Below are 26,440 nucleotides of genomic sequence, written 5' to 3'. Positions count from 1 at the left end.
GTAGGTGGCTCGATGCGTCGGGTTCGCTCGTCTTGTTTACGTCAAGTCGGCGTCATACGCTGGAAAACTTCTTCAAGTCCTCTGACAAACCTTCGCACCTCCATCAGCGGGTTGTCGGTCATTTTCTCCCTCAGCTCATTTTTAAGTCGTGTTAGCGCCTCGCCGTTTTCGGCAAGCGCAACGGCTTTTTTCTCGTAGTCCTCCCGCGTAGCGGCGATTAGCTTATGCAAGCCGACTGCTCGCAATAAGTTGGCGCCCATTCTGGAGTGCAGCGCTTGTCCTTCCAGCGTTACGAAGGGGGTGCCCATGCATAGCGAATCGACGCCGGTGGTCCCGCCGTTGAACGGAAACGGATCCAGCGCCAAGTCAATGTCGTTATAGGCGGAAAAGTAATCCGTTCGCGACATTCTGCCGCGGATGATGATGCGGTTGCTGTCTATGCCAAAGGCGCCGAAGCGGTTTCGTATATCTTCAACCAGTTCCCGGTCGTTGCCGCCCATGGCTACGAGTACGAGGCGCGAATCGGCGACCTTGCCCAAAATATTGGCCCAGGTTTCCACCGCGGACGGGCTGACCTTGGAGAAGTTGTTCAAACAGCCGAAAGTTACCGCGTCCTTCTGGTTGCGAAGCGACCGATTCGGGATTTGCGACGGATCGCGTGCGCAATAGCAGTCGGGCAAAGCGATCGGGGTTTCAACGCACCAATTGCCGGACGTCAACACGGGGTCTGGCGGAACCAAAATGTAGTCCATTGCGCTAAGGCCGCTGGTGCCGGGATAACCCAGCCAAGTGACCTGTATCGGCGCAGGCTTCCGCGCGAAGGCGGCTAGGCGATTCCCCGCCGTGTGCCCGGCCAAATCCACCAGGATGTCCACGCGATCGCGGCGTATGGCGTCCGCCAACTGGGCGTCGTCGAGATCGGCGACATCTCGCCAGAGCGAGACTGCGGCTTGCGCCCGTTGGGACATTTCGTCGCGGACGTGGCTGTTGGAATATACGATCGATTCGAATCGTTCGCCGTCGAACAGTTCCAACATCGGGATGACGAATAGGCCGACCGCATGGTTCCGTAAGTCGCCGCTGACCCAGCCGATGCGCAGCTTGCCGTCCTTCGTCGACGTCGACGTCGACGTCGGCGGCTGCCGGGGCGGAGCGGCGGCCGCTTGTTGAAGAACACGGCTTTCGAAGTGGCGGCCTTCGGCAACGATGTCCCCGGGCGATACTGTATCGGAATGCAGCATGGCCCACATGAGGTTGGAATGGTCGGTGAGATCGTTGGGTTTGACTGCCACGGCGCGGCGAAACCAAGCAATCGCCTGATCCGGTAATGCGCTGTCCTTACACAGGGTTCCCAGGCTGCTCAAAGTGGTGGCGTCGTCAGGATCGATGGCCAATACGTGTTCGGCCGCTTCCAACGCCCGTTGCGTTAGTCCGAGACGCACATAGACCAACACCAGATTGCTCCAGGCGCGCAGGTTGCTCGGGTTGCGCGCCACGGCGTTTTCAAAGTTTTCCTGGGCGATGCCGTACTGTTCCCGCAGGCCGAAAGCAATACCCCAGCCCACCAGTACCTCGTCTTCGGGTAAGCCTAGTTGCAGCGCCGCGCCGTAAGCCTCCACCGCTTCCGCCGTTTGGCCGGCATGGGCCAGCGCCAGTCCGTAATTGGCTTGCGCATCGGCGTTGCGCCCATCCTGGCGTACCACGTTCCGCCATGCCCGGCAGGCTTCCTGCCAGCGTCCCTGGGCGGAGAGCGCTTGAGCCTGTGCCGACGACTCGGCGATGTTTGGCTTTTGCGGCCGTGTCGGGTGCTTTTTTTTACTCATGGCGTAATCGCAACATGGCTATGGTGGCTCGCCGCAAGTATTCGGGCCGCCACGCTTGGAGCAGGGAATAGGGGCTTTCGAACATGGCCGTGCGGGCTTCCGTGGCGCGGGGTTCCGGCATGGGCGAAGGGCGCGGGGACGGCAATATATCCGCGTATTTGTCCCAGAAGCGCGCTCGGTAATGCTTCCAATCGGAACCGAATATGCCGCCGGACATGTGGATGACGGGCACATCGGTCATGGCGCCCAGGCGTAGGCCGCGGCAGTGGGCCGACCAGCTGAAGTCAACGTCGTAATGGTGAAAACCGTCGAATGTTTCGGCATCGAAGGCTACCGTCTCCACCGTCTTGCGGTTGGCGATCAGGCAAAGTCCGTCGAGCATCACGACCGGTTCCACGTTCGCGCCGGTGGCGCCATAAACGTGTAGCGACAAATGCCGGTCTTTGGCGACCGCATGGGCGACTGCGCCGCGCATATACTCCGGTCCCGCCGCCCACCAATAGCCGTCCTCCAATTGGGTGCCGCCGGCGAAACCGAGCAAGTCGAAGTCGCCGTCCAGTCGCCGTTCCACTTTGGCGGCGAACTCCGTATCCAGTATCAGAATATCGTCGTGGGAAAACACCACGATATCGCCTTGAGCGGCGGCGATGCCCCGGTTGTAGCCTTCGGACAGGGATTTCGCGTCGTGGATGGCGATGATTTCGAATCGCCGTTCCGCCAGCAGTCGCTCGTAACATTGGCTGATCTGCGCAAATTTGCCGGCATCGATACTGCAAACAATTACGGACCAGGTCGGCTTCATGCCCTGTTCTCCAAGCTGCCGCCTTTTTTAAGCCAGATGGCTTCCAGCGCCGCGCCGAAAGCTTCGGCAAAACCTTGGGTATCGGTAAGGGGCGACTGCATAACGCGTTCACCTAGCGTTTCGCGGAGCGTGTTCAGCTTGTCCCGTTGGCCGGCCCAGCGGGTCGCCAGTTCGACGTAATTTTCCGCCGATGGCGCGACGAATGCTTCCAAGCCCAACCGTTGCAGCGTTAGCGCGGGGATTGCGCCCCAGGGCGTGGTGCCGGAGCCGGCGACGCTCGGCACGCCCATTCTTGCTCCGAGCAGCGCGATGTAACTGCTGTCGCCCGTCAACGGGCAAAGGCCAAGGTGAATTTGGCGCCAGCCTTCGTAATAGCCGGGGCCATCGGTGGCGGACACCCAGCACAAGCGCTCCGGCGCGATACCGTCGTCGGCCAGCTTGCGCTCCGCGTGGCGGCGGGCCGCCGCGCCGCTGCCGCCGGTGTTAAGCAGCAATCGGGTGCCGGGATTTTTCTCCAGAATGTCGCGCCAAGCCGATAGGGTTTGGGGTGACATGAAATGGATTGGCACCAGGCAGCCGAAAGTGAATGGCGCGTTTGCTTGGCCGCGCTGCGGCAAGGTTTGGCGGATTTCCGGCAAGTCGTAGGCGGCGTAAGGCCAGGCCAACAGCAGGTTCGGTTCGTTATTGGCGGGTTCTTGCTGGCCGTCGGCGGCGATGCTCGGATCGCCGACAATGTAATCGACGTTGGCCAAGGCGCAGGTCAAGGGGGGCGCGCTCCAGTTGATTTGGATCGGCGCGGCCCGTTTCACCAGGGCTTCCAGGGTCGAAGGGCAAGCATAACCTTCCAGATTGACGAGGATGTCCGTCTGCGATTCCCGGATCACCTTGGCGGCGCTATCCGGGTCGAGTTGTATCAACACCTGCCAATAGTCGGCGATCAGATGCATGCGATGGGCGGTTTCCGAGGTATAGCTGCGCTCGTCGAGCCGGGCGCTTTTGACGAAGACGACCGTGTCGAATCTCTTGGGATCCAGCCGTAGCAGCAAGGGCTCGAGGCGAGAACGGGCCGTATCGGAAGCCAGCTCGCCGATGACGAAGCCGATGCGCAGGCGCTTGCGCCGCCCAAGCGGCAGGGCGGCTTTCGGCGCCGGGTAGTGGCTGGCGGCAAAGCGGCGGGCCTCCTTGAGCAGGTCCGCCGCACGGGTGTCGTCGCGCCAAGCCATCAATTCCAGGGCGCGGCCCTGCAACTCCGCTGAGCGCGCCTGCTCCCGGCAGATGGCGTATTCGGTCTCCAGATCGCCCAGGTCGCGGGCCAGTTCAGCGCAACAGGCCTGTATGTCCGGGTGTTTGGCGCCGAAAGCGGTGCGTAGCGATTGCAGCGCTTCTTCTTGGCGATGTTGCCGCCGTAGCGCTTCGCACAGTGCCAAATGGGCGCTCAAGCGTTTGGGTTGCGCGGCGATGGCCGCGCCAAGGTGGTGTTCCGCTTTTTCCGTATGGCCTAGCTCGAGGCACTGCCGACCGATGAATTCCCGCATCGCCGCCGGATCGGGCGATTGGGCGATGGCATTGCCGAACAATACTTCGGCGTCGTCGAAAAATCGCGCCGCCAGGGCGACGAGCCCCAGGTAGGCCAAGGCGGTGGGATGATCGGGCGAGCCGGCCGGAATTGCGCTGAACGCGTTGTAAGCATCGCTCAACAAGCCTTTCTGGAACAGTTCGATGGCCGCGTCCATTGCGCCGTGGTCCGGCGGCGGAGTCCCGTTCGACGCGGCGTTTGCCGGCTCTTCCGGCAGCGGGCTGAACTCGCCGGTGTCGATGGCTCGGTAGCCGCCGGCGAGGGCGGCCAAGGGAAAAAAGCGCTCGAGGACATGGGCCAGGGTAGCGTCCGTTTGGCCTTTTTCCTCTTCGAACATGTCCTGGGTGATGCCTAGCCGCAACAGCGGCGCGAGCGCGGCCGCCCTAAACCAGAACATGGAGCCGGCAAAAAATGAATAACAAAAGCTCGTCAGGTTCAAACCGATGCCGCTGGCCAAATAGACCAGTATGTCCTGGTACAAGGGGAGCGCGTGGTCGTTGGCGGTGTAGGCGAATCCCGCCGGACCGACTAATCCCAGGCTTTCGTCGGCGGCGAAAGCCTGCTTGATTTCGGCCACCCGCGCCTTCGATCCCAGCAGTTCGTCGTAGAGCCGTTGTCGCCAGCGCGTGCCGCCGCTGTAATGGGTGGATTTCTTCGAGTGGATTTTGCAGACGTATTCGTAACGGGATGAAATATCGGCAAAAATTCTCATGAAGGGCGCGACATCCCGTCCGCGGTTTTCGACTTTGACGATGCGGGCCTGGGGAAAGGCTTGGGTAATGCGGGCGAGCACGGATTTATCGGCCTTATCCGTCACCGACACGTACAAATCGAAGCGATCGAGATTGTTCAGATATTCGCGAATTTCTTCCCACAGCTCGGTGTAATAGAGATGAAGGATGACGGCGGTGTCGGGGGGCTTGGACATTGCTTGAGTGGCGCCAATGGCTGGGGGCTGAGGGGCGGGCGGGGTAAGGACCGATTAGCGGGGCTGCATGCGCTGTTTGAGCAAATCCAGGACGAGTTTCGCTTCCTCCATGCGTCCCTCGTGCAACAGGGCGGAACCCAGTTCGTGGACTTTCTGGGTGCCTTCGATGGATTGCATGGCAGCTTCCTCCATAAACTCGCGCGCTTCATCGGCCATGCCCGCCGCCAGCGCCAAGCGAGCCAGCATTACCAGGATATCGGGGTTCTCCGGGCAAGCTTGCAAGGCCGGTTGCAGCGCCGCCATGGCTTCTTCGAACCGGCCTTGGTCGATCAGCTCCCGCGACTGGGCCAGCAGGGCGGGTAAGCCGGCGTCGAAATCCCAGGCCTGCGGTTCGTCGGCGGCGTGTTCCGCCGGCCGTTCCCGCAAGGCACCATAGCGTCGTTCCCACTGGGCCGCGTCGCCGGCGATGGTTAGGGGCGCAACGATGCCTTGGCGTAGCGCTTCGATCCGTTCCGGTTGATCCACGCAATATTGTAGCCACGCGCGTAGTTCGGCGCCGTTGCCCGATTCGAACAACAAGCCGTTGTGCAGGTGATCTACCGATTCCGGCAGGGCGCCGGCGCGGGAGGCGATGACCGGCACGCCGGCGCTCATGGCTTCCCGCACCACTAGGCCGTAGGATTCCACCAGAGAGGGTTGCACCACCACGTCCATGGCCGAGAGGATTTCTCCCAGTTGGCCGGGGCGATAAGGCCCGTGGTAACTGATGCGCGCGTCGTCGCCGATGGCGTCCAAGAGCGCGCCCACGTCGTGCACCGACCCGTCGCCGTAAATCCGTAAAGCGGCGTTTCCGCCGACGTCTTTGAAGGCTTCCACCAGCAAAACGGGGTTTTTGACTTCCTGGATGCTGCCCAGGTAGCCGAAAACGATCGTGCGGTCGGGGAGGTTTCCGCGGCGCGATCCCGCGACCGGTTCGACGCCCAACGGCGCCACGGCGATGCGGTCGGCCGGTACGCCGTAGCGGATGAACTGCGAGGCGATGAATTGGGACGGCGCGGTTATCAGGTCGGCGGTTTCCAACAGCAGGTTGTGCGCCACTTTGTTGCGGATTTCGATGCCTTCCGCCACCCGCTGCAAGTCTTCTTCGGAGTAGCGGGCGTCGCTGCCGATAGTGAGGCAACGGGCGCATTTCGCGCCGTTTTCCGGGCCGCTGCAGACAGCGAGTTCCCCGGGGATGTGGCAATGGAGCCGCTGGCACAGCAAATAGGAGTCGTGCAGGGTGACGCAGACGGCGGAACCGGTATTTTTCGCCGTCGGCAGCAATAGCAGGGGCAAATTCATCAAGTGCTGGAAGTGCACGACATCGAACGCCTCGGCGGCCAGGAACTGGGCAAAAGCGGACTCGATGTCGGCGTGGCTGATTTGCAGCTCCAAGCCGTCGGCAAAACCGTGCACCAGGGTGAAAACCCGCAAGCCGTCGAGGTGGGATTCCTCCAAGCGCAGGGCGTTTTGCCCCGGCTGGTAGAGGCCGTAGAAAACGCTGACCGTGTGGCCCAGGCTCCGCAGTTGCTGCGCCAAGCGGTAGCTGTAGACCTCCACGCCGCCATAGTTGCGCGGCAGGAAGTTATGGACCACCAGCAGTATGTTCATCGCAGGACGCAATCCAGGGCTCGCCGCATCGGTCGGTGCCGGGACGGCTTGCGCGGGATGGGCATCGCGGCCGGCTGCCGCGCGTTTTTTCTCGGCCGCCAAATATTGCGCCAGGGCTTCGGCATCGCCGCTGTCGGCGCCGTCGGCCAGGTCCTGGCAGTGCTCTTCGAGCAGCCGTAGAGGATCCCGGCGCCGATAGGCGGCCGCCCGTGGCTGGCGCAAATTCAGCAGGGCGGTGCGCAATTTGGCGGGAACCGGCCAGATGGGGTTTTCCTCCACGTAGACATCGACCAGACGGCGGCAATAGGCTTGGAGTTCTGCGTCGTTGGTTTGCGCCAACCACTCCGCCAGCATTTCCGCCAAGGGCACGGCGAAGCCGCACTGCCGTAGGTAGCTGGACGGCTTCAGCAGGCAGACGAACACGGCTTCGACCGCCATGCGGGCCGCCTCCGCCCGCGACAAGTCGGAAAACGGGAATAGGGCCGGGAAGTCGTTGTCGTTGATGAATTCCAGGCAAGCGACGGCGGAGTCGATGATGCCGGTCATCATCGAACGGTGGGTGGCCTGTTCGGCGTAGACGTGGGTGGTGCAGGTTTTCCGCTCCAGGTAAACGGTCGGGTAGTGGGCGCTGATGCGCAGCCACATGTCGAAGTCTTGTCCGTGCCGGTAGCGGTGGGTGAAGTTTCCCAGTTGGTCGAACACGCTGCGGTGGGCGGCGATGGAAATGCCGTTGATGTAATTGAGGTCGAACAGCCGGATCAGTTGCAGCTCGGGGTGCGGCACCAGCTCCTTGAAATCGATCTGGGCGGGATATTTACGGCCCTCGAAGTCGTCCTGGACGTTGTAGCCGGTATGGAAGAACCGAATGCCGGGGTATTGGCCGAATGCCGCGTGATGGACGGCGAGCTTGTCGGTTTCGAAATAGTCGTCCGTGGACAGCCAGCAGATCCATTCGCCCCGCGCGTGCCGCAGCGCTTCGTTCAAGGCCGAGGCGGTCCCGCCGTTGGGTTTGTTGAAGACGCGGAAGCGCGGGTCGCGCGCCGCGTAATCGGCCAGGATTTGTGCCGTATCGTCGCTGGAGCCGTCGTTGACCACTACGGCCTCCCAATCGGCATAGGTTTGGGCGATGAGGCTGTCCAGGGCGGTGGGTAGGAAATGCGCTTGGTTGTAAGTAGGCACCAGCACGCTGAACGTCGGGCGGTGTTCGTTCGATGCTCGCTCGCTTGCCGCCGCGCCGGACGGGGCCGTGGCGACGGACGCCGGTGCGGCGGGCGTGTCGGATTGTGCCGCGGGTTCCTTGCCGAAATAGGCCCAGTGCCACAGACAGGTGGGCGTCGCCTGCTCGCTATCCAGGCTAAACAACGTGAGGCCGGCTTCCGCGACCAGCGCCTCGATTTCTTCCCGTGTCCAGCGTACCGACGGTTCGTATTTGCGCAGATCGGCGTCGTAGGTGCCGCCCGAGTCGTCGGAAAATTGGCACACGAAGCGGCCTTTGGCGGACAGCTTTTTCGCCAGACCGAAAATGTAGTTGCGCACCAGGTCCTTGGTCAGGTGCTGGAACACCACGATGCTCCACACCAGGTCGATGCCGTCGGGAATGTGCTGTTCCCAGTTTTCGGCGAGCACCGGCGTGAAGTTGCGCACGCCGTGGTCCGACAGGAAGCTCAGCGCCTTATCCAGGATTTTACGGCTGACGTCGATACCGTAGACGTGTTTCACCAGCGGCGAGAAGCGCAACACGTCGCGGCCATAGCCGCAGCCGATTTCCACCATGGCCATGTCGCTGGTCAGCGGCAGATATTTCTGGACGATTTGCTCGTCCTGGTCGAAAGCGCGCAGGCCGCCGTAGCAGGGGTGGTGCTCGAAGTAATCGTCTTCCTGGATCTGCTGCCAATAGCTGAGATTGCTGCGCATGGCGGTAGGCAAGCCGCTGTTGTCCGGCGAAAGGGAGCGTTCCGCTATCCGCCTCAGGTAGATATCTTCGCACTGCCGCACGAGGGTGGCTGGATCGCTTTGCGCTTGGATGGTGTCCCGGCATTGCTGGCCTAGCCGGTGGCGGTAGTCGGCGTCGGCCGCCAGTTTCGCTATCAGGCGTCCGGCATGCTCGAAGTCCCCCCTTTCCAACAGCAGTTCGGGGATGTCGACGTATTCCTCCATTGGGGACCAGTTAACCGGATCGAAAGGGGCTTCGTAATCGTTTTTGAACAGCAGTGTGGGGATGCCCAGGGCCATGGCCTCGGCCAAGGCGTAGCCGCCCCCGGTGGGGTAGGTGTCGATCACTGTGTCCGCCATGGCGACGAGGGACAGGCAGTCGGTGCGCCAGCCGGTGTAGTGGATGCGTTGTCGTACCTCGTCCGGAGCCGTTTGTGCTTCGGCTGGCGCTTGGTTTTGCTCCAGGCCGATGGCGATAAAATGGAAGTTGTCGTTTGCCGCCAGCCAGCCGATGATCGCTTGCCAAAATTCGCGGCCCTGGAATTTGACGTGGCGGCCGGAAGAGGCCAGCAAAAAGGCCTGTTTGGGAATATCGAATTTTTGTCGCGGATATGGAGTCGCTGTCGCTACGTCCGACAGGGTGAAATGGATTTCCACCGGCTCGCAATCTGCCATCGCATCTATTGAAGGGTGGCGAGTGCCCGCGATCGTAAAATCCAGTGTGGGAGGCGTGAATTGCTGGGGCGGTCCCCACAGCGTGCCCGCGAGTAGCGGCGCCGGCTTGAGGCAGGTAAGGTAGAAGCGCTGGTAATCGGCCAGCGCCGCCACGTCGATCAAAATGTCCACGCCTTCGTTGTGTATCCGTTGCGCCAGCCTGTGCAGGCTTTCCGCGTCGTCGCCGGCGTCAGGCGCCATCACCGCCCGGCAGTTGAACTGCTTCAGCGTGTTGAGGATGCCGACGCCCTGCGGCGAATTGAATACCGCGTTTTCCGACTCTGGAATATAGAACGTCACGTCGAAGCGGGAGCGGTCGTGGTGGCGGGCGAAGACCAGGGTGTTTTTGACGATGACGGAGTTGGTCTGGGTCACGCCGAACATCAGGTAGCCAACCTTGATGCGTCGTCCCTCCGGAGGCGCGATGGCGCGCGCCGGCAGCTGCAGCGGTGCGGCGCTGCGGATTACGGCGTCGATCGTGTCGAAGTCGAATTCGACGCGATCGATCTGGGCGTTGATGGGATAGGCGTACTGGGCTTGGTGGAGCTGCGCCAAGCCTTTGGCGATGCGTCCCGCTTCCAAATGGGCTAGGCCGAGGCGCTTGTTGGCCTCTTGGACGCGCGGCAAGTTGCCCAGGGCGAGGTGAATGTCGACGTAGAGGGGAAAGACGCGTTCGGCGAAGCCGGACAGTAGCCAGGCCCGTTGAATATGGACGCTGGCTTTGTCCAGATCGGCCTGCGGTCTGCGGCAATAGGCGCCGGCCAGGGCGAAATTGGCATCGATCCGCAGGGCTTTCGGTCCTTGGCAGAGCAGGGGGAGCAACTCATTCGCAGCGAGTTCGTCGCCGCGCAGGATTCGGGCTACCGCAATATCCAGCGCCGCTTCGTCGCCGTTCGGCACCAGTTGCGCCACGGCGCCGGGAGCAGCGCTTCGCAGCGATTCTTGTTGCGCCAAGATGCCCGCATCTTCGGGCTCCAGGGATCGGGCTTGTTCGCAACAGGCCAGGGCGGCGGAGATATTGCCTCCTTGGCCGTGGGCTTGAGCTAAAGCCAGCCAAACGGCGGCGTCGCCGGGCGCGTCGGCCAGCGCGAGGGCCAGCAGCCAGCGGGCGTCGGCGACGTTTTCCAGATTCAGGCACATCATCGCCGCCTGCAAATAGGCGTCGGGATAATGGGGGGCGATTTCCAGCACCGATCGCAGTTCCGCCAACGCCGCCGGCCACTGTCGCATTTCGGCCAGCACCAGGGCGTGGTTGAAGCGGTACAGCGGTTGCTCGGCGGCTAGGCTGACGGCCCGTTGCAGCAAGCTTTCCCCGATTTCCAGGTTGCCCTTTTGCACTTCGACCAAGCCCAGCAGGTGGGTCGCTTCGCCATCGTGGGCGTCGGCTTGCAGCAACTGCCGATAGATGGACTCGGCTTGCTCAAGCTGTCCTTGCTGATGATGGCGTATGGCCTGCTCTAGGGTGCTCATAGGATTCTATTTTTCGGGGGAGAGCGGCGCTGGTTGCCGCGTGGAGCGCCGGTTCGCCGGCTCAAGCGCCGGCCAGTCCTTGGCGCCATTCCGGGTTGTTGAGATAGCTGCCTTGCAGCGGGATTTTGTCGCAGGTGGATTGGGCGGTCTTACGCACCAAGCACACGACGCCGTACATCTTGTCGTCGAGTCCGCCGTATTGGGTGGAGGCGAGGGCGCCGGGCGAGTAATCCAAAACGAACCACGGGGATTCGTTGGAGGCGATCTGCAGCAACAGCGCTTCGACGACCACGAAGCCGTTGGCGGCGTAATAGTCGACAAACAATGTCGGCGAAAATTGGTAAAAGCCGTGGTCGCAGAAATTATTGGCGGGGCTGCTGTGCAGGATATAACCGCCGACTTTGGTGGCGTGGAAGGCGTTTTTCAGTACGTTGGGCACGTGGAACACGTGCTCCATGGTGCCCGCTTCGATTACCAGGTCGTATTGCTTGGGGATAACGCTGGAAATGCAATCCTGATTGAGATCGTAGCGGTAATTGGCGCCCTCCGCGTCGCTCACGTCCAGGGATTCGGCCTCGCTGAATCCCAGTGCGTAAAAAACCGCCTGGTCCGACGGATAGCCTTTGTCGCGGAATTCCGCGTGGTGGGACAGGTGCTGGCCCGAATTGAGCAGCGCCAGCATGGGATGGCTGTCCGGCAAGTCGATATTGCCGTCGAGCGGTGCCGGCAGATGGCCGTGGCGCACCGCCACTTCGATCAAGGTGTCGAAATCGAAATAGGTTTCCAGGCGGCTGAACGTCAATACGGATCCCGTTATGCCGTGCTGTTTGCAGCGTTTGCCGAGATAGTCCAGAAAACCTTTGGTGATGCCCATGGGTCGGAGGATCCTTACAATGTTGGTGGAGGGGCGCTTACTTTTAACATTTTCGCTGCCGCGGCGGGAGAAGGGCGGGACAGCGTCGCTTTCCCTCGGCGAGGCGGCGCGCTGAATCTACGCTCGGCCGGCATCGATCCCATCGGCGCCATGTCCCCGGCGGATTCGGTGTCCAGCCGCGGACAATTTCCGCCCACGCCGCTAACACACCGGTCACTATGCTGCATTTTGTCGAACAAACCCCGTTACGGCAAATGTCCCAGCGGTCACGGCGCCAGGGGCGTTATGGCTGTGGGGAGTCCCGGCGGGAGAAATATTCTTCCGCCAACATGGAAAATAGCAACGCATCGACAAAGCTACCATCCGTCCGGCGGCTGTCGTGGCGTAATCGGCCTTCGGCGACGAATCCCAGCCGCTGATATAGGCGCAGAGCGGCGATATTGTCCGCCATTACCTTGAGATGCAGCCGGTGAAGCCGCAATTCTTCGAACGTCCGAGCCATGAGTTTTCGTATCGCCGCCGTACCCACTCCTTGGCCGTGGCCTTCCCCCAGGTAGATCCATAATTCGGCTTTACCGCGAACCGTATCGATGCCGATCAAACCGCAATTGCCCACATGCCCCACACCGGCGAGCTGGATGGCGTAGTCCTCCCGGTTAGTTTGCCCCCAGCGATTGCGCCAGCATGCCTCGTTCCCTTCCGGCGTGGGGGGCGCTATGCAGTCCACTTGGGCGCGCAAGGCGGGCGACTCGGTCAGCCAACGGTAGGTGGCGGACAAATGGGCCTCGCCCATGGGCAACAGGATAACGGCTTCGGTTGATTTCAAAGTGGTGCTCCCAGCATAAATTTGGAATATGGTCGGTTCCCACCGGCGTGGGCAGATGAGGGTATCGAGCAATGCCGTTCCGGTAATGGATGTTTTCCCCTGTGGGCTTGAGTCAATCCAGCGCTTGCCGGCGTGTCGGAAACGGGAAGGAGTCGATCCCATCGCGCAAGCTGTCCGGCATTGTTTGATCGGGGGGAGGAAGAAACCGTACTTAGGTTGTTCGATGAAACCGGATGGTAGTCGGTCGGCCATGGCGAGTTTCGCGACGCGTTTCGTTCGCCCCGGTAACCCGGCGAGGAATTTTACCAAGCACCGGTCGAGACGGGGCGAGGCCGCGTTCTCGGCGGGCCGTTCCCGAGATCCTGCGACCCTCTTTCTCGCTGCGGCTTTTCCCATACCGCGAACGTCCCCGCTTCGGACCGGTGCATGATCGATTGACACGGAGCCGGCCGCTATTGGGGATACCAAGGCGGAAGTTGTCCCCGGTCAAGATGCTGTTGCGCAAGGTCGATGCAGCGCTGGAGGAACGGGGCCAGCCGTAGGCGATAAAACGGTACGCCGTCGCGGCTCGTTTCGCTCAGGATGTCCGGCCAGCCATGGAAATAAGGCCGCAGCTCCTGCGGCTTGATGCGTTTGAGCGCCTGGGGCGAGTAGGCGATAAAGGCGCGGCGCTCATGGGCGCCGGTGGCCAGTTCCAGGTCGAATTCCAGCGGTTTTTCCTGGTAAATGGGGAAGGGCAAACGGTCGCGCACTTGGTCGTCGGCGTAATGGATAAAGGCGTTGGTGCCGATGTCGACGCCTAATCCCACGACGTAGGCGTCCTGTTGCAACAGCCTTCGCAGCGGCGAGTCGGCATGGAACGGTTCGGGCGCTAAATGGGCCGCTGCGACGATGTGGTCCGCCAGCGGGCCGACGGCGATTTCGGACAGCAGCGGGTGGGCCGAGCGGACAGCGCCGGGTAAGTCCATGGCCAAGGCGGTCAGTAGCCCAGTGCGCGGCGGCGTGTCGGCGACGCTGAAGGGCGGACGTTTCCGCAGGTAATCGGCGTAACCGTGGTCGGCGAACGGGAAGGCGGGAAACACGACGGTGCGCGCGTTGGCCTCGCCGCGCAGTTTTGTCATGAGAGCGCCCAGGTCTTGGGGGAAAACCCGTAACAGGCCGCTACTGCGGGAGTGGACATAGATCGCCGCGTTTTCCGGCAAGGTGACGCCATGCCATAGGGATTCCCATAAGCCTTCCAGCTTCGGCACCGTCATTCTGTTTTCCATCGGCTTCATCGCGTCCCAGTGACGGGCGATCAAGCCGGCCAGATCGGCCAGTGACAGGGTGCGGTCGATGTCCTCGGCGGCGATGCGCAGGCCGAACGTTTCTTCCACCGCCTGCAGTAAGCCGATGTGTGTAAAACTGTCCCATTCCACCATGTCCCGCATGGATGGGGCCGCGGGCAAGGCGCTGCCGGCGGGCAAGCCGAGTACCTCCGCCAGCAACCGGCGCAGCACGGCGTCTATATCCAATTTCATGCGCTGGCGTGCCTCTCGCTCACTTGGCGGCGGTCGATTTTTCCGTTGGCGTTGTAAGGCAGTTGTTCGACGATTTCCATCCGCGCCGGGATCATGTAACTGGGTAGGCTCTTGGCGATTTCGCGGCGGATGAGGTTCAGATCCAGCACCGTTTCCGCGTCGGCCGGCTGGAGCACCGCGGCCAGCCGCTTGCGATCGCCGGCTTCCTCGACGAAACAGACGGCTTCCGCCACGCCCGGTTGGCGCTTGAGATTGACTTCGATGTCCATCAGCTCGATGCGGTAACCGTTGAGCTTGATCTGGGAGTCCAGCCGTCCTTTGCAGAACCACACTCCTTGGTGGTGTTCCAGAACGTCGCCGGTATGGAACCAGCGCTGGCCGTCGATGATTTCGAAACGGTCCTGGCCGGCGCCGTCCAGGTAGCCCGGCGTCAATTGCACGCCCGACAGCAGCAGTTCCTTGTTTTCCGTCACCCGGATGCCGTTGCCGGGCAGGGGCCAGCCGATGGGCACATAGCCGTAGGCTTGGTAGCGGCGCACGTCGTCGCTGCGGCATTCGTGGAAAAAATTCTCCACGCCGGTTTCCGTCAAGCCGTAGAAGTTGAACACATGGGGAATGGCCATGTTGGTTTGGCAGTAGCGCAACACGTCCAGGCTTAAAGGTTCCCCGCACAGCAAGGCGATGCGGATGGAGGACGGAACCGGCTCGTCCGCCTCCGCCTGGGCGATGCGGGCGATGACCGACGGCGCTGACGACCACACGGTGACGCGGTGTTCCTGGATGAGGCGTAGAGGGAGCACCTTGTCCCCCATGCCGATGGTCGGCACGAAACATCCCCCCATTAGGGGACAGCAAAACAAGTTGAAGATGGAAATGTCGAAGGTGAAGTCGTGGTAGTCGGCGAATACCTCGTTGTCCTTGAACGGCAGAATGTCCAGGACGGCCAGTATGAAATTGGTGTAGTTGGCGTGCGTTATGGGTACGCCGGCGGGCCTGCCGGCGGAGCCCGAGGTAAACATGACGTAGGCTTCGTCGTCCGGCTGGAAATCGGGCAAATCGAAGTCGCCGGCTGAGTCCGCCGGCGGCAAGCTGTCGAACGGAACGACCTGCACGCCCCGTTCGGCGGCGGCTGCCGCCAGCGCCTCGGGCAAGGGTTCGCCGGTGAACAGCAGGGCGGCTTCGGTTTGTTCCAGGATGTCCCGATTGCGGCCCTCCGCCTGGTCCGGAGCCATGGGAACCCAAACGTTGCCGCTGAGCAAAATGCCGTAGATCGCGCCGTAGGCGGCCGGCTCCTTGCCGCTGTAAACCAGCACTCGCCGCCGCCGATGGGGCTGCAATACTTGCACGACGCGGCGTACCAGCTGCAGCAGCTCGTCGTAGCTGCGGCGCTCGGCGTAGTGGCGATAGGCGGTGGCGGAGCCTCGCTCCAGGGATAGTTTCAGGCGCCGGTAGAAAGCGTTTACGTCGGCGTTTTTCAGAGGGAGTTCGTCGACGATCATTGGCGTGGCTCGCGTTGGGCCGGAGCGTTGTGGTCGGCCCACGGCTGGTGCTGGAGCGGCAGGCCCCGCGCCTCGATGCCGGCTAGGGTGTCTTGAGTTCCGCGGGAATCGCCGCGGTTGCCGACGAGTCGCTCGAAAATGAATGGGGAGGTGGCCATGTCCGCGACCCGACAGGACGGCGGCTCGGCGCAGCGGGAGGCGTCCGGGCTGGTGTCGCCGCTCCAAGTAGAGCATTCGCGCTCGATAAAGTTGTCCACGCCGATTTCCTTGCGCCAGTAGCGCCTCACCGCGTCGATGTCTCCCCCGTGCTGGCCGGCGCCGGATGCGGCGAATTTGGACGCGCTACTCATGCGGTTGCGCATATTCAGTAGGCGCCGCGCGTCGCGCAGCAAACGCTCCCAATTGGGCCCCCCGCTCACCACGCCAACAGTGGTTTCGTCGAGGGCATCCACGGAAAGCTCGATCATGTCCGCTCCGGCCGCCAGCAGCGAGCGGCTGTTGTTTTCGGTGAAGGCTGATCTTGTTGGTTATTGGACCGATTCTACAACCTATGATCTAGCGTAGCACAGGAGCACGGTGGTGCGCGGATGAAGCGTGGGTTCGCCGCCGCCGGAGCCGCGTTTCGTGAACACTTTCTCCTGGATAACGGCTGGGCGCTTGTGTCGGGCGCGGCTGCCGGCTTCCCGTCGAGTTGGGAATGGCGGGAGGCTAATGGGGGACGGGATCGCAGCCGATGAGGCGCCGGTATACGGCTTCGGCTCCGGCCACCATGCGTTCGGGATGGCCGAATTTTTCCCGGGCATGGGCTTGGCAGCGTTCGCCCTTGGCTGCGCGCAAGGCCGCGTTTTCGACCAAGCGCGATACGGCGTCGCAAACGCTCCCCAGGTCGCCGTGGTTGGCCAGCAGGTCTTCATCCGGCAGGAGTTCCGTGCCCAAGGACCAGTGGCGCTGGTCGTAAGGGCGGGAAAAGTCGTTGCGCAAGGACACCGTCGGCAATCCCAAGGCCATGGCGTCCAGCAGCGTGACGCCGCCGCCGGAGGGGAAGGTGTCCAGCGCGATGTCGGCGGCGGCGACGGCGGACAGGTAGTCTTCTCGCCACGGCAGGAACACGACGCGGTCGGCCAGGGCCGCGGCGATGGACGCCAACGCTTCCGGCAGTTGATCGACGGTGAGGCCGATCAGCAGGAAACGGCAGTTCTCATGTCGCTGCGCCAGATGCTGGAGGACGCTCCAGTAATCGGCGGAGTTGAATTTCACGTGGCGCCCGCCGCTGACTATGACCACCGCGTCCTCCGGCAGGCCCAGCTCGCGGCGCGACAAGGGGGTTATCAGTTCCGCGCGGGGCAGCTCGACCTCGCCCGGCACCAGGGAGCAATTCACCGGCGTGTCTAGCAGCGGGTGGAGGTTGGCGGCGATGGCCCAGTCCAGGTCGGGCGGGGCGTATTGCGGCAGGGCGCCGTAGACGAAGCCCAGCGTTTTTTCCGCCGGGTGCAGGCAGCGCACGAAGTAGTGGCGAAAATCCGCCAACACCGCTTGGGTCACCAGCAGCGCGGCCTGGTAGCCGTGGATTTCCCGGGCAAGGCCGATCAGGCTTTCCCGCAAGGAGGAGGAACTGGGAGCCGCCGTCACTTGGCAGCCGCAGCCCCGCAGCGCCGCGACGGTATCGAGCCCTTGGGGCGAGGCGCGCAGTTCCTCGTAGGTTTCCGGAATGAAAAAGGCGATGTCGAAGGCTGCGTGGTCGTGGTATCGGGCAAAGGTCTTGGCCAGTTTGACGATGACCGAATTGAACTGGGTCGCGCCGAACAATAGATAGGCGATTCTCGGCTTGCCGCCGGCCGGGGGCGTGCTTGCGGCCGGCGGCAGGCGGAAGGGCTGCGCCATGGCCTGGATGGCGGCCGTCACTTCGAAGTCGTAGTGGTAACGGTCGATGCCGCCGTGCTGGGCGTAGGCGTACTGCCAGCGGTTGAACATCGCCAGCGCGGCATCGACGCGGCCGGCCTTGGCGTGGGCCATGGCGACTTTTTTGTAGGCCTCCTGCACTTCCTCGATATCGCCCAACGCCGCGTGTATCGCCACGTGAATGTCGAGCAACTCCTCGGAAAAATTCGACAAGCGCCAGGCGCGGTCGACGTAGGGTTTGGCTTCGCTGAGCCGGCCGCTGCGCAAATAGGCATCGGCGACGCCCACATTGCACACCAGGCGTTGTTGCAACTCCGCGGCGGCGAGAAACGGCAGGAGCTGCCCGCTATCCGGTGTTGCACCGGCGGCGATGTCGTTCAAAAGGGGGTCGAAAGCGGTCATAGGGGGTTAGGTTCAGCGGCCCTAGTGGGCGGCCCGTTGCAGATAAAGCGCTCCGCCCGCGACGAAGGCGGCGCGGATAGTCGCTCGGTGGGTTTGCAGGAACTCGTCGCCGGCCCGCCGGGGGCCGTCGCCGAAGGGCCAGCGGTAGTCGTCGACGACGATCCAGCCGCCGTCGGCCATGTGTACGCTCCAAGCTTCGATATCGGCCTTGACGCTGTCGTAGGCGTGGTTGCCGTCGATGTGCAGCAGGGCGATCCCGCCTTGGTACGCCGTTGTGCCGAAACCGGGCGTTTGCACCGTCGGTTGGCGTCCATAGTGGGCGGCAGCCTCTAGGGAGCCCATGCGTAAGTAGTTGCAGTCGTTGCGGCTGTAGGGCAGCAGATTGATCTGGAAGATGCGCAGGGCCTCGTCGGCGTCCAGCCGGTCGGCGGCAAGGCGGTCCACCAGCGGGTCGGCATCGTGTTGCAGCAGTTGGGCGTTTTCCCAGGGATCGACGCACAGCAATTTGCCGATGGCATAGCGCTGCGCCAGCCACAACAGGGCGAAGGCGGATTTGCCCCACCAGCTGCCGATCTCCACCACATCGCCCTGCGGGCAGCGGCGGGCGATTTCGTAGAGGGCTTTCAGCTTGTCCAGGTCGCACATGCCGGGGATGGCGGCGAAGTGGCGCAGCAGCGCGGCGATTTCCGCTTCCGGCTGCGGCGGCTGGGCCGGCAGCGAAGACGCCAGCGGCAGCGGTTGGCTGAGGAACGCGGGAGCGGCATCCAGCGCGGTCCGGTACGCCGCCAGTTCCTCGTCCAGGGGCGAGGCGTTGAGCAGGGCGACGCCGGGGGCGATGTCGGCCAAGCGCCGGTTGAGATAGTCCCACACCACGACGTGGGGCGTGTAGATGCCGGTTACGCCGTGTTCGGCCACGGCCCGGCGCAGGGCTGCGTCGAAATCGGCAGCGGTGACGTAGGGCAGGGTCAGCCAGCGGTCGTAGCGTTGCCGCGCCGGGTCGTAGGCCAGGGAGGACGCGCCAAGGGCTTTGCGTCCCTGCCGCCGGCACTGGCCGAGGAATTCCAGGGCGCGCGGCATGCCGGCGGGAAAAATCAGCACCGCATCGTTGTGGCTGGCGTCAGGCATGGGGGTTGTCGATGGCGCCGGGAGCAAAGAAGCGCAAATCCGGGCCGAATTTGTCGTCTTTGGCGGGCTGGCTGGGCGTGCGGGAATTCAAGGGCCGTTGGGCGATGACCGTGGGGACGTGGGCGAAGTCCGCCGCGGCGAGCGTGGACGGGTTGTCATAATACGCCAGCCAAGCGAGCTTGGGCAGCCTGCGGATTTGCGGCGGTACGGCGGCGAAGCGGTTCCACGACAGGTTGAGCTTTTGCAGGCCGTACAATCGGGCGAAAGAATCGGGCAGTTCCTCCAGCTCGTTGGCGTAGAGGGTGATCTGTTCCAGGCTGGACAAGTCGCCGATGGTTGCCGGCAAACAGCGCAGGTGGTTTTTGTGCAAACGGGTGGCGCGCAGCCTGTTCAAGGTGGTGAAGGATTCCGGCAGCGTTTCGAGGCGGTTGGCGACGCAGGAAAAATATTCCAGCTGCTGCAAGCGCGCGATGTCCTCCGGCAATCGCCTCAGGCCGGATACCCCCCAGGTGAGCGAGCGCAGGGCGGAAAAGTCCCACACTAGGGATGGGATGGCGTGGAAGCGGTTGAGATACAGATTGAGGTACTCCAGGCCGGTCATGGCGGCCAGTCCCTCGGGCAAATCGGCCAGCCGGTTCTTGTGCACCAGCAGGGCGCGCAGGTTGACGAACCGGGCGAGGAAATCCGGCAGGGACTCCAGCTCGTTCACCCCCAGGTTGAGGTATTCCAGATCGGCGATAGCGGCGATCCAATCGGGCACGGCGCCGAGGAAGTTGGAGCCCAGGTCCAGATGCTTCAGCGCCGTCAGTTCGCCCAGGGCCGCCGGCGTCTCGAACACCATGCAGCGCCGCAAATCGAGCGTGCGCAAGGATTCCAGGCGGGCGATCAGCGCCAGGATCGCCTGTTTTTCCTGCCGCGTGTGGTGGCGGATCAGTCCCTGGAACACGTAGTCCTCGTCGGTCAGGTACAGCCCGACGACGGTTTCCCCTTCCAGGTCGTAGCGGAAATCCCGCCCCACCAGGCGGCGCAGTTGGCGGATGAGGTCCAGGTCCGCCATCAGCGCGGCTCCATGGCGGCGTTGAGCAGGGCGCACCAGCGCGCCAGGCCGTCCCAGTCCTTGCGCGGCAGGCTGTCCATGGAGAACGGCTCGATCAATTCTTGCCCGCCGGCCGCTTCCAGGTGATGGCGGATGATGCGCATGGCGCCGAATTCGTAGTCGTCGTAACCGTAGTAATTGCCCAGCTCGCAAATGGCGTAGCGCTTGCCTTGCAGTGACAAGGCGCGACCGGCCAGGAAGGCTTCCATGTCTTTTTGCAGTTCGCCGTCGCCCCAGGTGGAGGCGAAAAACAACAGCACCGAATAAGGCGCGAGGGCAGCCGGTTCCGGACGCTCCGCCACGTCCAGCACGTCGACGGCAAAGTGCAGCTGTTCGGGCAGGCGTGCCACCACCTTGCGGGTGTTGCCCCGGCTGGAGCCATACAAAACCGCCGCCCGTGCCGTCATGGCCGCACCCGGCAGACGGAATAAATGGCCGAGGACAGGTCCGGGTATTCCAGCCCGAGCCGGCGAAAGCCCTCCACGTGGTCGCCGTTGAGCATCCCGTCCCGATAGAGCTGGTCCATCTGGTAGTCGGCGAGGATTTTCAGCATCAAGCCGCCCTGGGCGACGGTGTCGTAGCCGCACGCCCGGGTTTCACGGTCCAGGCGTGCGCGGTCGTATGCGCGCCGGTGGCCGTGGTTGCGGTCGTTTTCCGTCAATTCGTACAGGTCGCCGACCAGGCCCATGTGCAGGGCCAGCTGGCGCGACAGGGAGCGGGCATTGGGCACGACGACGAACAGCAGGCCGTCCGGCGCCAGCAGGTCTTTGAGGCGCGTCAGAACCTGCGTGGGATCGGGGAGGTGGGTCAGCACCCAGGTGGCGAAAATGCGCTGGTAGCGGCGGGTAGGGCGGAACTGCTCGATGAGGCCGTGGTGCGCTGTGACGTTGTCCAGCCCGCGCCGCTCCAGGGCTTGCAGGAACGTTGCGCTGGCCTCCACCACGTCCAGCGTGTTGAGGCGCTGGGCCAGCAGCTCGCTCATTTGGCCGTCGGAGCAGCCGATTTCCAGGCCGCTTTGCGTAGCGTCCAGCCAGGGCTCGAACGTCTGCACGCACTGGCGGCGCACGATGTCGTCCTGGGGCGATTCGCGCCGGTAGCTTTGGCTGATGCGTTCCAGAAACGCCTGCTGTTCCAATGGCCCGTTCATGGATCACGCGGCCGGCAGACGGAATACAGCGCGCCGCACAAGTCCGGGTATTCCAAGCCCAGCCGGTAGAGGCCGTCGATATGGGCCTGCTGCAGCGTGCCGTCGCCGATGAGCCGGTCCAGTTGGAAGTCGGCGAGGATTTTCAGCATCAGGCCGCCTTGGGCGATGGTTTGGAAACCGGCGCCGTCCAGGTCGCGGTTGAGGAAAACCCGGTCGTAAACGCGGCGGTGGCCGTGCTTCAGGTCGTTGTCGGTGAGGGCTTTCAGGTCGGCGATCAGCCCCATGTGCAGGGCCAGCTGGCGGGATAGGGCGCGGGCGTTGGGCACCACCACGAACAGCAGGCCGTCCTCCTTCAGCACGGCGCGGGCCATGGCCAGCACCGGTTGCGGATCCAGCACGTGCTCCAGCACGAAGCTGGCGAAAACGTAGTCGTAGCGGAAGTCCGGCGCGTATTCCTCGAACAGGCTGTGGTGGTAGCCCACGTTAGGCAGGTTGCGTTGGCGCGCCGCCTCGATGAAATGGCGCGAGCCGTCCACCACGTCGAGTCTTTCCAGCCGTTGCGCCAGCAACGCCGTCATGTAGCCGTCGGAGCAGCCCAGTTCCAGGCCCGCGCCGCCCTTTAGGTAAGGCGCGACGGTGCGCACCACGAGTTCGCGCATGGCCTTGGTCTGCGGCGAGTCGTCCAGCGCGTAAGCCGTATAGACCTGGTCGAGGAACTGCTTTTCCTGGGACAGCGCCGTCTGGCGGTCGATGGTCATGGGGATTCCTTATATCGAAGCGGCTGCGGCGTCGGCCAGCCGCTGCAAGAGTTCGGTCATTTCCGCGCTGCCGTAACGCTGGTCGACGGGGAGCGGAATCAGTCCGTCGGCCAGGCCGCGTTCGAACGGGGGGATGGGGATATTTTCGGCCAGCAATTCCGGCCAATACTGGGGAACATACAGGCGACGGGCCTGCAAAGCGCCGCGCCTTATGGGGCTTTCCGGCAAAAAAGGGTAGCACAGGGGCTCAGCGTCCGGCTGCGGCGCCAGGGGCAAGCGGTTGGCGTTGCCCAGGCGTTGCTGCAAAAAGGCGAAATTCTCGCGGCGGCGGCTCCCGGCCGCCTCGTAGTCGATGGCGTTCAGCAGTTTTTCGGTGAGCGACGACATGCGCTTGGGCGGAAGGCCGGCCAGGCTTTGCTCGGCGGCGGCGAATTGGGCGTAGCCGCTTTCGGCGTCGAATGCCAGGCGCTGCAACAAATGGCAGCATCGGTCGATGGAGTCGCCGTCCTGTTCCGCTGGGGGGACTAAAGCCAATTCGGTGACTAGATAACCGCCGTCCGGCACACCGAAAAATTTACGCGGCGAGTAAATCGTCGCCAGGCAAGGCCGGGGCGCGGAGTAAAACGCCTGGGAATTGTCCACCACCACTTGGCCGGCAGGGTAACTGGCCAAGAGCCTGTCGACTTGGCCGTCGCACAGGCCGAAGTAGTTGACGTAGAGCAGCCAGTCGCCGGCTCCCAGCGGAATGGGGCCGGCCGGCGCCAGGTCGGCGCCGATGGCATAACGGGCGCATTCGACGCCCGCCATCCGCAGCGGCTCCACCATGCTGTCGCAGAGGTACCAGGGCAGCCACACCCGCGCAGGGCGCCCTTGCCGCAGCAGGGCCAGGAAAGCGGCACGGGCCGATTGATAGCGCAGCGCGCCTGGGTGCCGCTGCCGTCGGGCGAGGGGCAATTCCAGCGGGAAATAGCCGCCGATGGCGTCGCCGGTCACGGCCGGGCCTCCGTTCGCAGCAGTTCCCGGGCGGCTAGTCTGTCATGGAACATCAGCACGTCCAAAATGGAGAGGGCGGGATGGAATGCATCGGCGAATTGCCGGTAGGGCTTGAGCTCCGGTTGCAGAAAATGCAGGCGGATGCTGCGTTGCTCGAACAGCGCCGGGTCGTACAACGCCGTGCCGCCGGGCAGGTTGTAGTAGTCCTCGGCGCCTTCCTGCCGGCAGATGTCCAGCACGCGCGCTGCGCCGCGCAGCTTGGTGTTGTGGTAGGCATCGGTCGAAGCGGCGAATTGCGTCGCCAGTCCCAGATAGTCGGCCACCGCCTTGACGCTGTTTTGCGCCAGCTGGCCGATATGGCGCTCGGCGGAAAACAAAATCCCGCAGGCCAGGTCGTAAATCGGCTCGAAACTGGGCGCTTTGGCGTAGGACTGCTTAAGGGACGCGGCGATCTTCCGGCGCCAAACGCCGTCCGGCTGCACTACTACCTGGTTGATGGGCTGGAAGGCGCTGGCGCCCGCCAAGGGGACGGTGAAGTAGCGAACTTGCCCGGCCAGGATCAGCCGGTTGCGGTTGATCCAGCCGTTCTTGATGAAATTCACATCGTCGTAGAACACGAATTTGTCCACCGCCGCCACCAGCTGAAAGTAGCCCAGGTAGGGGAACAAATAGGGCTGCATGACGGCCAGTTTCATGGCGCGGCTAGGGATTGGCGACGATGGCGGCGATGCGCTGCACCTGTTCGTCGCTGAGCTGCGGGTGGATCGGCAGGCACAGGACCTTTTGCGCGGCGGCGCTGGCCACCGGCAGGTTTTCCCGCCGCGCCGACGGCAGGCCGCGGTACATGGGGAAATCGGAAATCAGCGGGTAAAAATAGCGGCGCGGATGGATGTCCTGTCGTTTCAAGGCGAGATACAAATCGTCGCGGCCGATGGGATAGCCGGCCTCCACCAGAATGGGGAAATAGGCGTGGTTCGGCGTTTCAGCCTCCAGGGGTTGCAGGCAGCGGATGCCCGGCACGTCCCGCAACAGCTTGCGGTAGGCGGCGTCGATTTCCCAGCGGCGCGCCAGGGCGCGGTCGATGTGCTGCAATTGCAGCAGGCCCAAGGCGGCGTTGAGCTCGCTCATCTTGCCGTTGATGCCCGGCGCCACCACCGTGGTTTCGTCCACAAAACCGAAGTTTTTCAAATGGTCGATGCGTTGCTTGGTTTTGGCGTCGGGGCAAACGATGGCGCCGCCCTCGGCGGTATTGAACACCTTGGTGGCGTGGAAGCTGAGCACCGACAAGTCGCCGTGGCGCAGGATGCTGGCGCCGTCGTGGCGCACGGCGAAGGCGTGGGCGGCGTCGTAGATGACCTTGAGGTTGTAGTTGTCGGCGATATGCTCGATGGCCGCCACATCGCAGGGCCGGCCGTAGCAGTGCACCGGCAGTATGGCGGTGGTTTGCGGCGTGATGGCGGCTTCGATTTTGTTCGGGTCGAGATTGAGGGTATGGGGATCGATGTCGACGAATACCGGCTTGATGCCGTTCCACAGCAGGGCGTGGGCGGTGGCGACGAAGGAGTAGGGGGTGGTGATGACTTCGCCGGTGATGCGCAGCGCCTGCAACGCGGTGATCAAGCCGAGGGTGCCGTTGCTGAGCAAGGCGATGTGTTCCACGCCCAGGTAGCGGGTCAGAGCCGTTTCCAGCTGTTCGTGGAAGGGGCCGTTGTTGGTGAGGATTCTCTTGTCCCAGATCTCCGCCAGGTAGGGGATGAATTCCTCCAAGGGCGGCAATTGCGGCTGGGTGACGTAGATGGCGTCGTCGCGCGGGGTATCCATCGTTTTATCCTGGCAGGGAGGGGAGCTCAGCCGTTGCCGGCGGCAAGGCAGCGGACGTTTTCCGAGCAGCGGGCGCAGAAGTTCGGCGAGGTTCGCATATAACCGTCCAGAAACGCCTGCACCGGTTGCGAGCCGAACGCCTGGGCGAAAGACGTCTCGGACAGGTTGCTGTGCCCCAGGGTTTGCGGGTCCCAGTGCATGCAGCAGGGCATCATGAAACCGTCCACGTTGACGGCCGGATCGAACCATGGGGACGTGCATAGCGGCACATAGGGCTCCCGCCGATTGATGCCGAAATGGTAGAAGCCGCCGGCGTTGATGTTCAGGTTGACCATCTGGCCGGCCAGGTGGCGGATTTTGTCGAGAAATCTCGCCGCCATGTCTTTACTCAAGGCGTTGTGGGTGGCGTCGGAATCCACGAACGGCTGGATGTTCACCGTGCACGGGCCCATGGCGTCCAGGGCGCGCAGGGTCAGGTCGATGTCGTCGTAATTGAGGCGGCTGATGACCATTTGGACGGAGAACGGCAAACCCAGGCGGTGGAACTCGGCGAGGTTGCGGCGCAGTTTTTCCACGTCCGTGCCGGCGCGCGTCACGGCGGCGACTTCCGGCGTCAGGGAGTCCACCGACACCTGGAAGAAGTCCAGCCCTTTTTCGATCACCGCGCGGTAAAAGTCGATGTTGCGGGCCTGGGCATTGGTGTTGCACACCAGGCTGTCGAAGCGGCCGCTGGCCTTGGCGATTTCCACCAGTTCCAGGTAACGGGGATGCATGGTCGGCTCGCCGATGCCGTGCAGCACGCCTTGCCGGCAGGGGGGCAGGTTGGCGACGATCTTGGCGAAGGTCTCCGGCGCAATGTGTTTGTTGGTCCAATGGCCCGCCGCGATGCTTTGCGTGCGGAAGCAGCCGGGGCAATCCAGGTTGCACCAAGTGGTGACTTCGATCACCACCCGCCGCAGCTTGGCCGGCGTCGCGTCGACGGTGAGCGTTTGGCCGAAATCCACCGTTTGCGTTTGCAAAGACCGCTGCAATTCCCGCAAGGGCCGGTCGTTGGGCGCCGCCGCCAGGGCGAGCTCCAGCACAAAAAAAGCCTCGCCGGCTTGGCCTTGTTGCAGCAGCCGCTCCACCCAGGCGTGGCAGGCGGCGGGCGCGTCCGGCTCGTCGGCAAAGGCTTCCTTGAAACGTTCTCGGGCCGAGTCGTAGCGCCGTTGCGCCGCGTCGACGCAGGCCAGGGCCAGTTTGGCGCCCGGATAGGCCGGGTCGATGCCTAGGCATTGGTAAAGCGGGCCGCTGGCCTCGGCATAGCGGCCGGCCTCGGCTTGCGCCAGGGCCAGATCGTAGAGGTAGGGCAGCGCCACCGGATTGAGGTCGACCGCCGTTTGGAAACAAACGGCGGCTTCCTCCGCCTGGCCTCGATGCAGTAGCAATTGCCCCAGCGCATGGCGCAGTTCGGCATTTTCCGGTTGGAGGACGACCAGGGCGCGAAGGTGCTGTTCTGCGCTGTCCAGGTCGCCTTCGGCATAAGCGCCAAGGGCGAGCTGCAGAAGGTCGTCGCCGTCCGTCATCGATGGGCTCCAGTGGGATT

At 63.3% G+C, this 26,440-nt stretch carries 19 protein-coding genes; all 19 read right to left on the bottom strand.

The genetic code is table 11. The features are described 5' to 3' along the window. Window positions 1–41 precede the first annotated feature (41 nt). Window positions 42–1,823, bottom strand: a complete 1,782-nt coding sequence (locus K5607_RS11265) for an O-linked N-acetylglucosamine transferase, SPINDLY family protein (RefSeq protein WP_082411410.1) — start codon at window positions 1,821–1,823, stop codon at window positions 42–44. After that, a complete protein-coding gene (locus K5607_RS11260; protein ID WP_221047053.1) occupies window positions 1,816–2,625 on the bottom strand; it encodes a glycosyltransferase in 810 nt (269 codons plus the stop codon). The genes K5607_RS11265 and K5607_RS11260 overlap by 8 nt, the downstream gene beginning before the upstream one ends. Continuing rightward, window positions 2,622–5,129, bottom strand: coding sequence for a rhamnan synthesis F family protein (locus K5607_RS11255; protein WP_221047052.1), 2,508 nt, complete (start codon window positions 5,127–5,129; stop codon window positions 2,622–2,624). The genes K5607_RS11260 and K5607_RS11255 overlap by 4 nt, the downstream gene beginning before the upstream one ends. A 54-nt stretch (window positions 5,130–5,183) precedes the next feature. After that, window positions 5,184–10,895 carry a glycosyltransferase gene (locus K5607_RS11250; RefSeq protein ID WP_221047051.1) on the bottom strand — a complete coding sequence of 1,904 codons (5,712 nt, stop codon included), beginning with the start codon at window positions 10,893–10,895 and terminating at the stop codon, window positions 5,184–5,186. Between the two features lie 61 nt (window positions 10,896–10,956). Further along, window positions 10,957–11,769, bottom strand: coding sequence for a class I SAM-dependent methyltransferase (locus tag K5607_RS11245; RefSeq protein WP_054773174.1), 813 nt, complete (start codon window positions 11,767–11,769; stop codon window positions 10,957–10,959). Between the two features lie 283 nt (window positions 11,770–12,052). Next, the gene (locus K5607_RS11240) at window positions 12,053–12,595 is read right to left on the bottom strand and encodes a GNAT family N-acetyltransferase (RefSeq protein ID WP_054773173.1); all 543 of its coding nucleotides are present in this window, start codon (window positions 12,593–12,595) and stop codon (window positions 12,053–12,055) included. A 452-nt stretch (window positions 12,596–13,047) separates the two neighbouring features. Further along, the gene (locus tag K5607_RS11235) at window positions 13,048–14,115 is read right to left on the bottom strand and encodes an AAC(3) family N-acetyltransferase (RefSeq protein ID WP_054773172.1); all 1,068 of its coding nucleotides are present in this window, start codon (window positions 14,113–14,115) and stop codon (window positions 13,048–13,050) included. After that, entirely contained in the window at window positions 14,112–15,614 is a 1,503-nt protein-coding gene (locus tag K5607_RS11230) for an AMP-binding protein (RefSeq protein WP_221047050.1), read from the bottom strand. Before K5607_RS11230 ends, K5607_RS11235 begins: the two co-directional genes overlap by 4 nt. Then, window positions 15,611–16,081 carry a hypothetical protein gene (locus K5607_RS11225; protein ID WP_221047049.1) on the bottom strand — a complete coding sequence of 157 codons (471 nt, stop codon included), beginning with the start codon at window positions 16,079–16,081 and terminating at the stop codon, window positions 15,611–15,613. Before K5607_RS11225 ends, K5607_RS11230 begins: the two co-directional genes overlap by 4 nt. Window positions 16,082–16,322: 241 nt before the next feature. Continuing rightward, window positions 16,323–17,915, bottom strand: a complete 1,593-nt coding sequence (locus K5607_RS11220; protein WP_054773168.1) for a glycosyltransferase — start codon at window positions 17,913–17,915, stop codon at window positions 16,323–16,325. Between the two features lie 21 nt (window positions 17,916–17,936). Continuing rightward, entirely contained in the window at window positions 17,937–19,040 is a 1,104-nt protein-coding gene (locus K5607_RS11215) for a class I SAM-dependent methyltransferase (RefSeq protein WP_221047048.1), read from the bottom strand. After that, the gene (locus K5607_RS11210) at window positions 19,033–20,097 is read right to left on the bottom strand and encodes a leucine-rich repeat domain-containing protein (RefSeq protein WP_054773165.1); all 1,065 of its coding nucleotides are present in this window, start codon (window positions 20,095–20,097) and stop codon (window positions 19,033–19,035) included. Before K5607_RS11210 ends, K5607_RS11215 begins: the two co-directional genes overlap by 8 nt. After that, the gene (locus tag K5607_RS11205) at window positions 20,097–20,543 is read right to left on the bottom strand and encodes a flavodoxin domain-containing protein (protein WP_082411425.1); all 447 of its coding nucleotides are present in this window, start codon (window positions 20,541–20,543) and stop codon (window positions 20,097–20,099) included. Before K5607_RS11205 ends, K5607_RS11210 begins: the two co-directional genes overlap by 1 nt. Further along, the gene (locus K5607_RS11200; protein ID WP_054773163.1) at window positions 20,540–21,283 is read right to left on the bottom strand and encodes a class I SAM-dependent methyltransferase; all 744 of its coding nucleotides are present in this window, start codon (window positions 21,281–21,283) and stop codon (window positions 20,540–20,542) included. Before K5607_RS11200 ends, K5607_RS11205 begins: the two co-directional genes overlap by 4 nt. Next, the gene (locus tag K5607_RS11195) at window positions 21,280–22,041 is read right to left on the bottom strand and encodes a class I SAM-dependent methyltransferase (protein ID WP_221047047.1); all 762 of its coding nucleotides are present in this window, start codon (window positions 22,039–22,041) and stop codon (window positions 21,280–21,282) included. The genes K5607_RS11200 and K5607_RS11195 overlap by 4 nt, the downstream gene beginning before the upstream one ends. Before the next feature lie 9 nt (window positions 22,042–22,050). Continuing rightward, window positions 22,051–23,034 (bottom strand): hypothetical protein, encoded by a 984-nt coding sequence (locus K5607_RS11190; RefSeq protein WP_221047046.1) that lies wholly within the window; start codon window positions 23,032–23,034, stop codon window positions 22,051–22,053. Further along, on the bottom strand, window positions 23,031–23,729 hold the full coding sequence (locus K5607_RS11185; protein WP_054773806.1) for a WbqC family protein: 699 nt from the start codon (window positions 23,727–23,729) through the stop codon (window positions 23,031–23,033). Before K5607_RS11185 ends, K5607_RS11190 begins: the two co-directional genes overlap by 4 nt. 7 nt (window positions 23,730–23,736) lie before the next feature. Then, a complete protein-coding gene (locus tag K5607_RS11180; RefSeq protein ID WP_221047045.1) occupies window positions 23,737–24,855 on the bottom strand; it encodes a DegT/DnrJ/EryC1/StrS family aminotransferase in 1,119 nt (372 codons plus the stop codon). Window positions 24,856–24,881: 26 nt separating this feature from the next. Next, the gene (locus K5607_RS11175; protein WP_221047044.1) at window positions 24,882–26,420 is read right to left on the bottom strand and encodes a radical SAM protein; all 1,539 of its coding nucleotides are present in this window, start codon (window positions 26,418–26,420) and stop codon (window positions 24,882–24,884) included. Window positions 26,421–26,440: the final 20 nt, after the last annotated feature.

This window comes from Methylogaea oryzae, assembly GCF_019669985.1.
Taxonomy (GTDB): Bacteria; Pseudomonadota; Gammaproteobacteria; order Methylococcales; family Methylococcaceae; genus Methylogaea; species Methylogaea oryzae.
This window is presented reverse-complemented; position numbering and strand designations above follow the sequence as displayed.

Coding starts and splice junctions, on each gene's coding strand:
- K5607_RS11200 (WP_054773163.1), bottom strand. CDS start 21,283: ATGAACGGGCCATTGGAACAGCAGGCGTTTCTGGAACGCATCAGCCAA.
- K5607_RS11185 (WP_054773806.1), bottom strand. CDS start 23,729: ATGAAACTGGCCGTCATGCAGCCCTATTTGTTCCCCTACCTGGGCTAC.
- K5607_RS11235 (WP_054773172.1), bottom strand. CDS start 14,115: ATGAAATTGGATATAGACGCCGTGCTGCGCCGGTTGCTGGCGGAGGTA.
- K5607_RS11205 (WP_082411425.1), bottom strand. CDS start 20,543: ATGACGGCACGGGCGGCGGTTTTGTATGGCTCCAGCCGGGGCAACACC.
- K5607_RS11255 (WP_221047052.1), bottom strand. CDS start 5,129: ATGTCCAAGCCCCCCGACACCGCCGTCATCCTTCATCTCTATTACACC.
- K5607_RS11250 (WP_221047051.1), bottom strand. CDS start 10,895: ATGAGCACCCTAGAGCAGGCCATACGCCATCATCAGCAAGGACAGCTT.
- K5607_RS11210 (WP_054773165.1), bottom strand. CDS start 20,097: ATGGCGGACCTGGACCTCATCCGCCAACTGCGCCGCCTGGTGGGGCGG.
- K5607_RS11245 (WP_054773174.1), bottom strand. CDS start 11,769: ATGGGCATCACCAAAGGTTTTCTGGACTATCTCGGCAAACGCTGCAAA.
- K5607_RS11260 (WP_221047053.1), bottom strand. CDS start 2,625: ATGAAGCCGACCTGGTCCGTAATTGTTTGCAGTATCGATGCCGGCAAA.
- K5607_RS11225 (WP_221047049.1), bottom strand. CDS start 16,081: ATGATCGAGCTTTCCGTGGATGCCCTCGACGAAACCACTGTTGGCGTG.
- K5607_RS11215 (WP_221047048.1), bottom strand. CDS start 19,040: ATGCCTGACGCCAGCCACAACGATGCGGTGCTGATTTTTCCCGCCGGC.
- K5607_RS11230 (WP_221047050.1), bottom strand. CDS start 15,614: ATGATCGTCGACGAACTCCCTCTGAAAAACGCCGACGTAAACGCTTTC.
- K5607_RS11265 (WP_082411410.1), bottom strand. CDS start 1,823: ATGAGTAAAAAAAAGCACCCGACACGGCCGCAAAAGCCAAACATCGCC.
- K5607_RS11175 (WP_221047044.1), bottom strand. CDS start 26,420: ATGACGGACGGCGACGACCTTCTGCAGCTCGCCCTTGGCGCTTATGCC.
- K5607_RS11220 (WP_054773168.1), bottom strand. CDS start 17,915: ATGACCGCTTTCGACCCCCTTTTGAACGACATCGCCGCCGGTGCAACA.
- K5607_RS11180 (WP_221047045.1), bottom strand. CDS start 24,855: ATGGATACCCCGCGCGACGACGCCATCTACGTCACCCAGCCGCAATTG.
- K5607_RS11195 (WP_221047047.1), bottom strand. CDS start 22,041: ATGACCATCGACCGCCAGACGGCGCTGTCCCAGGAAAAGCAGTTCCTC.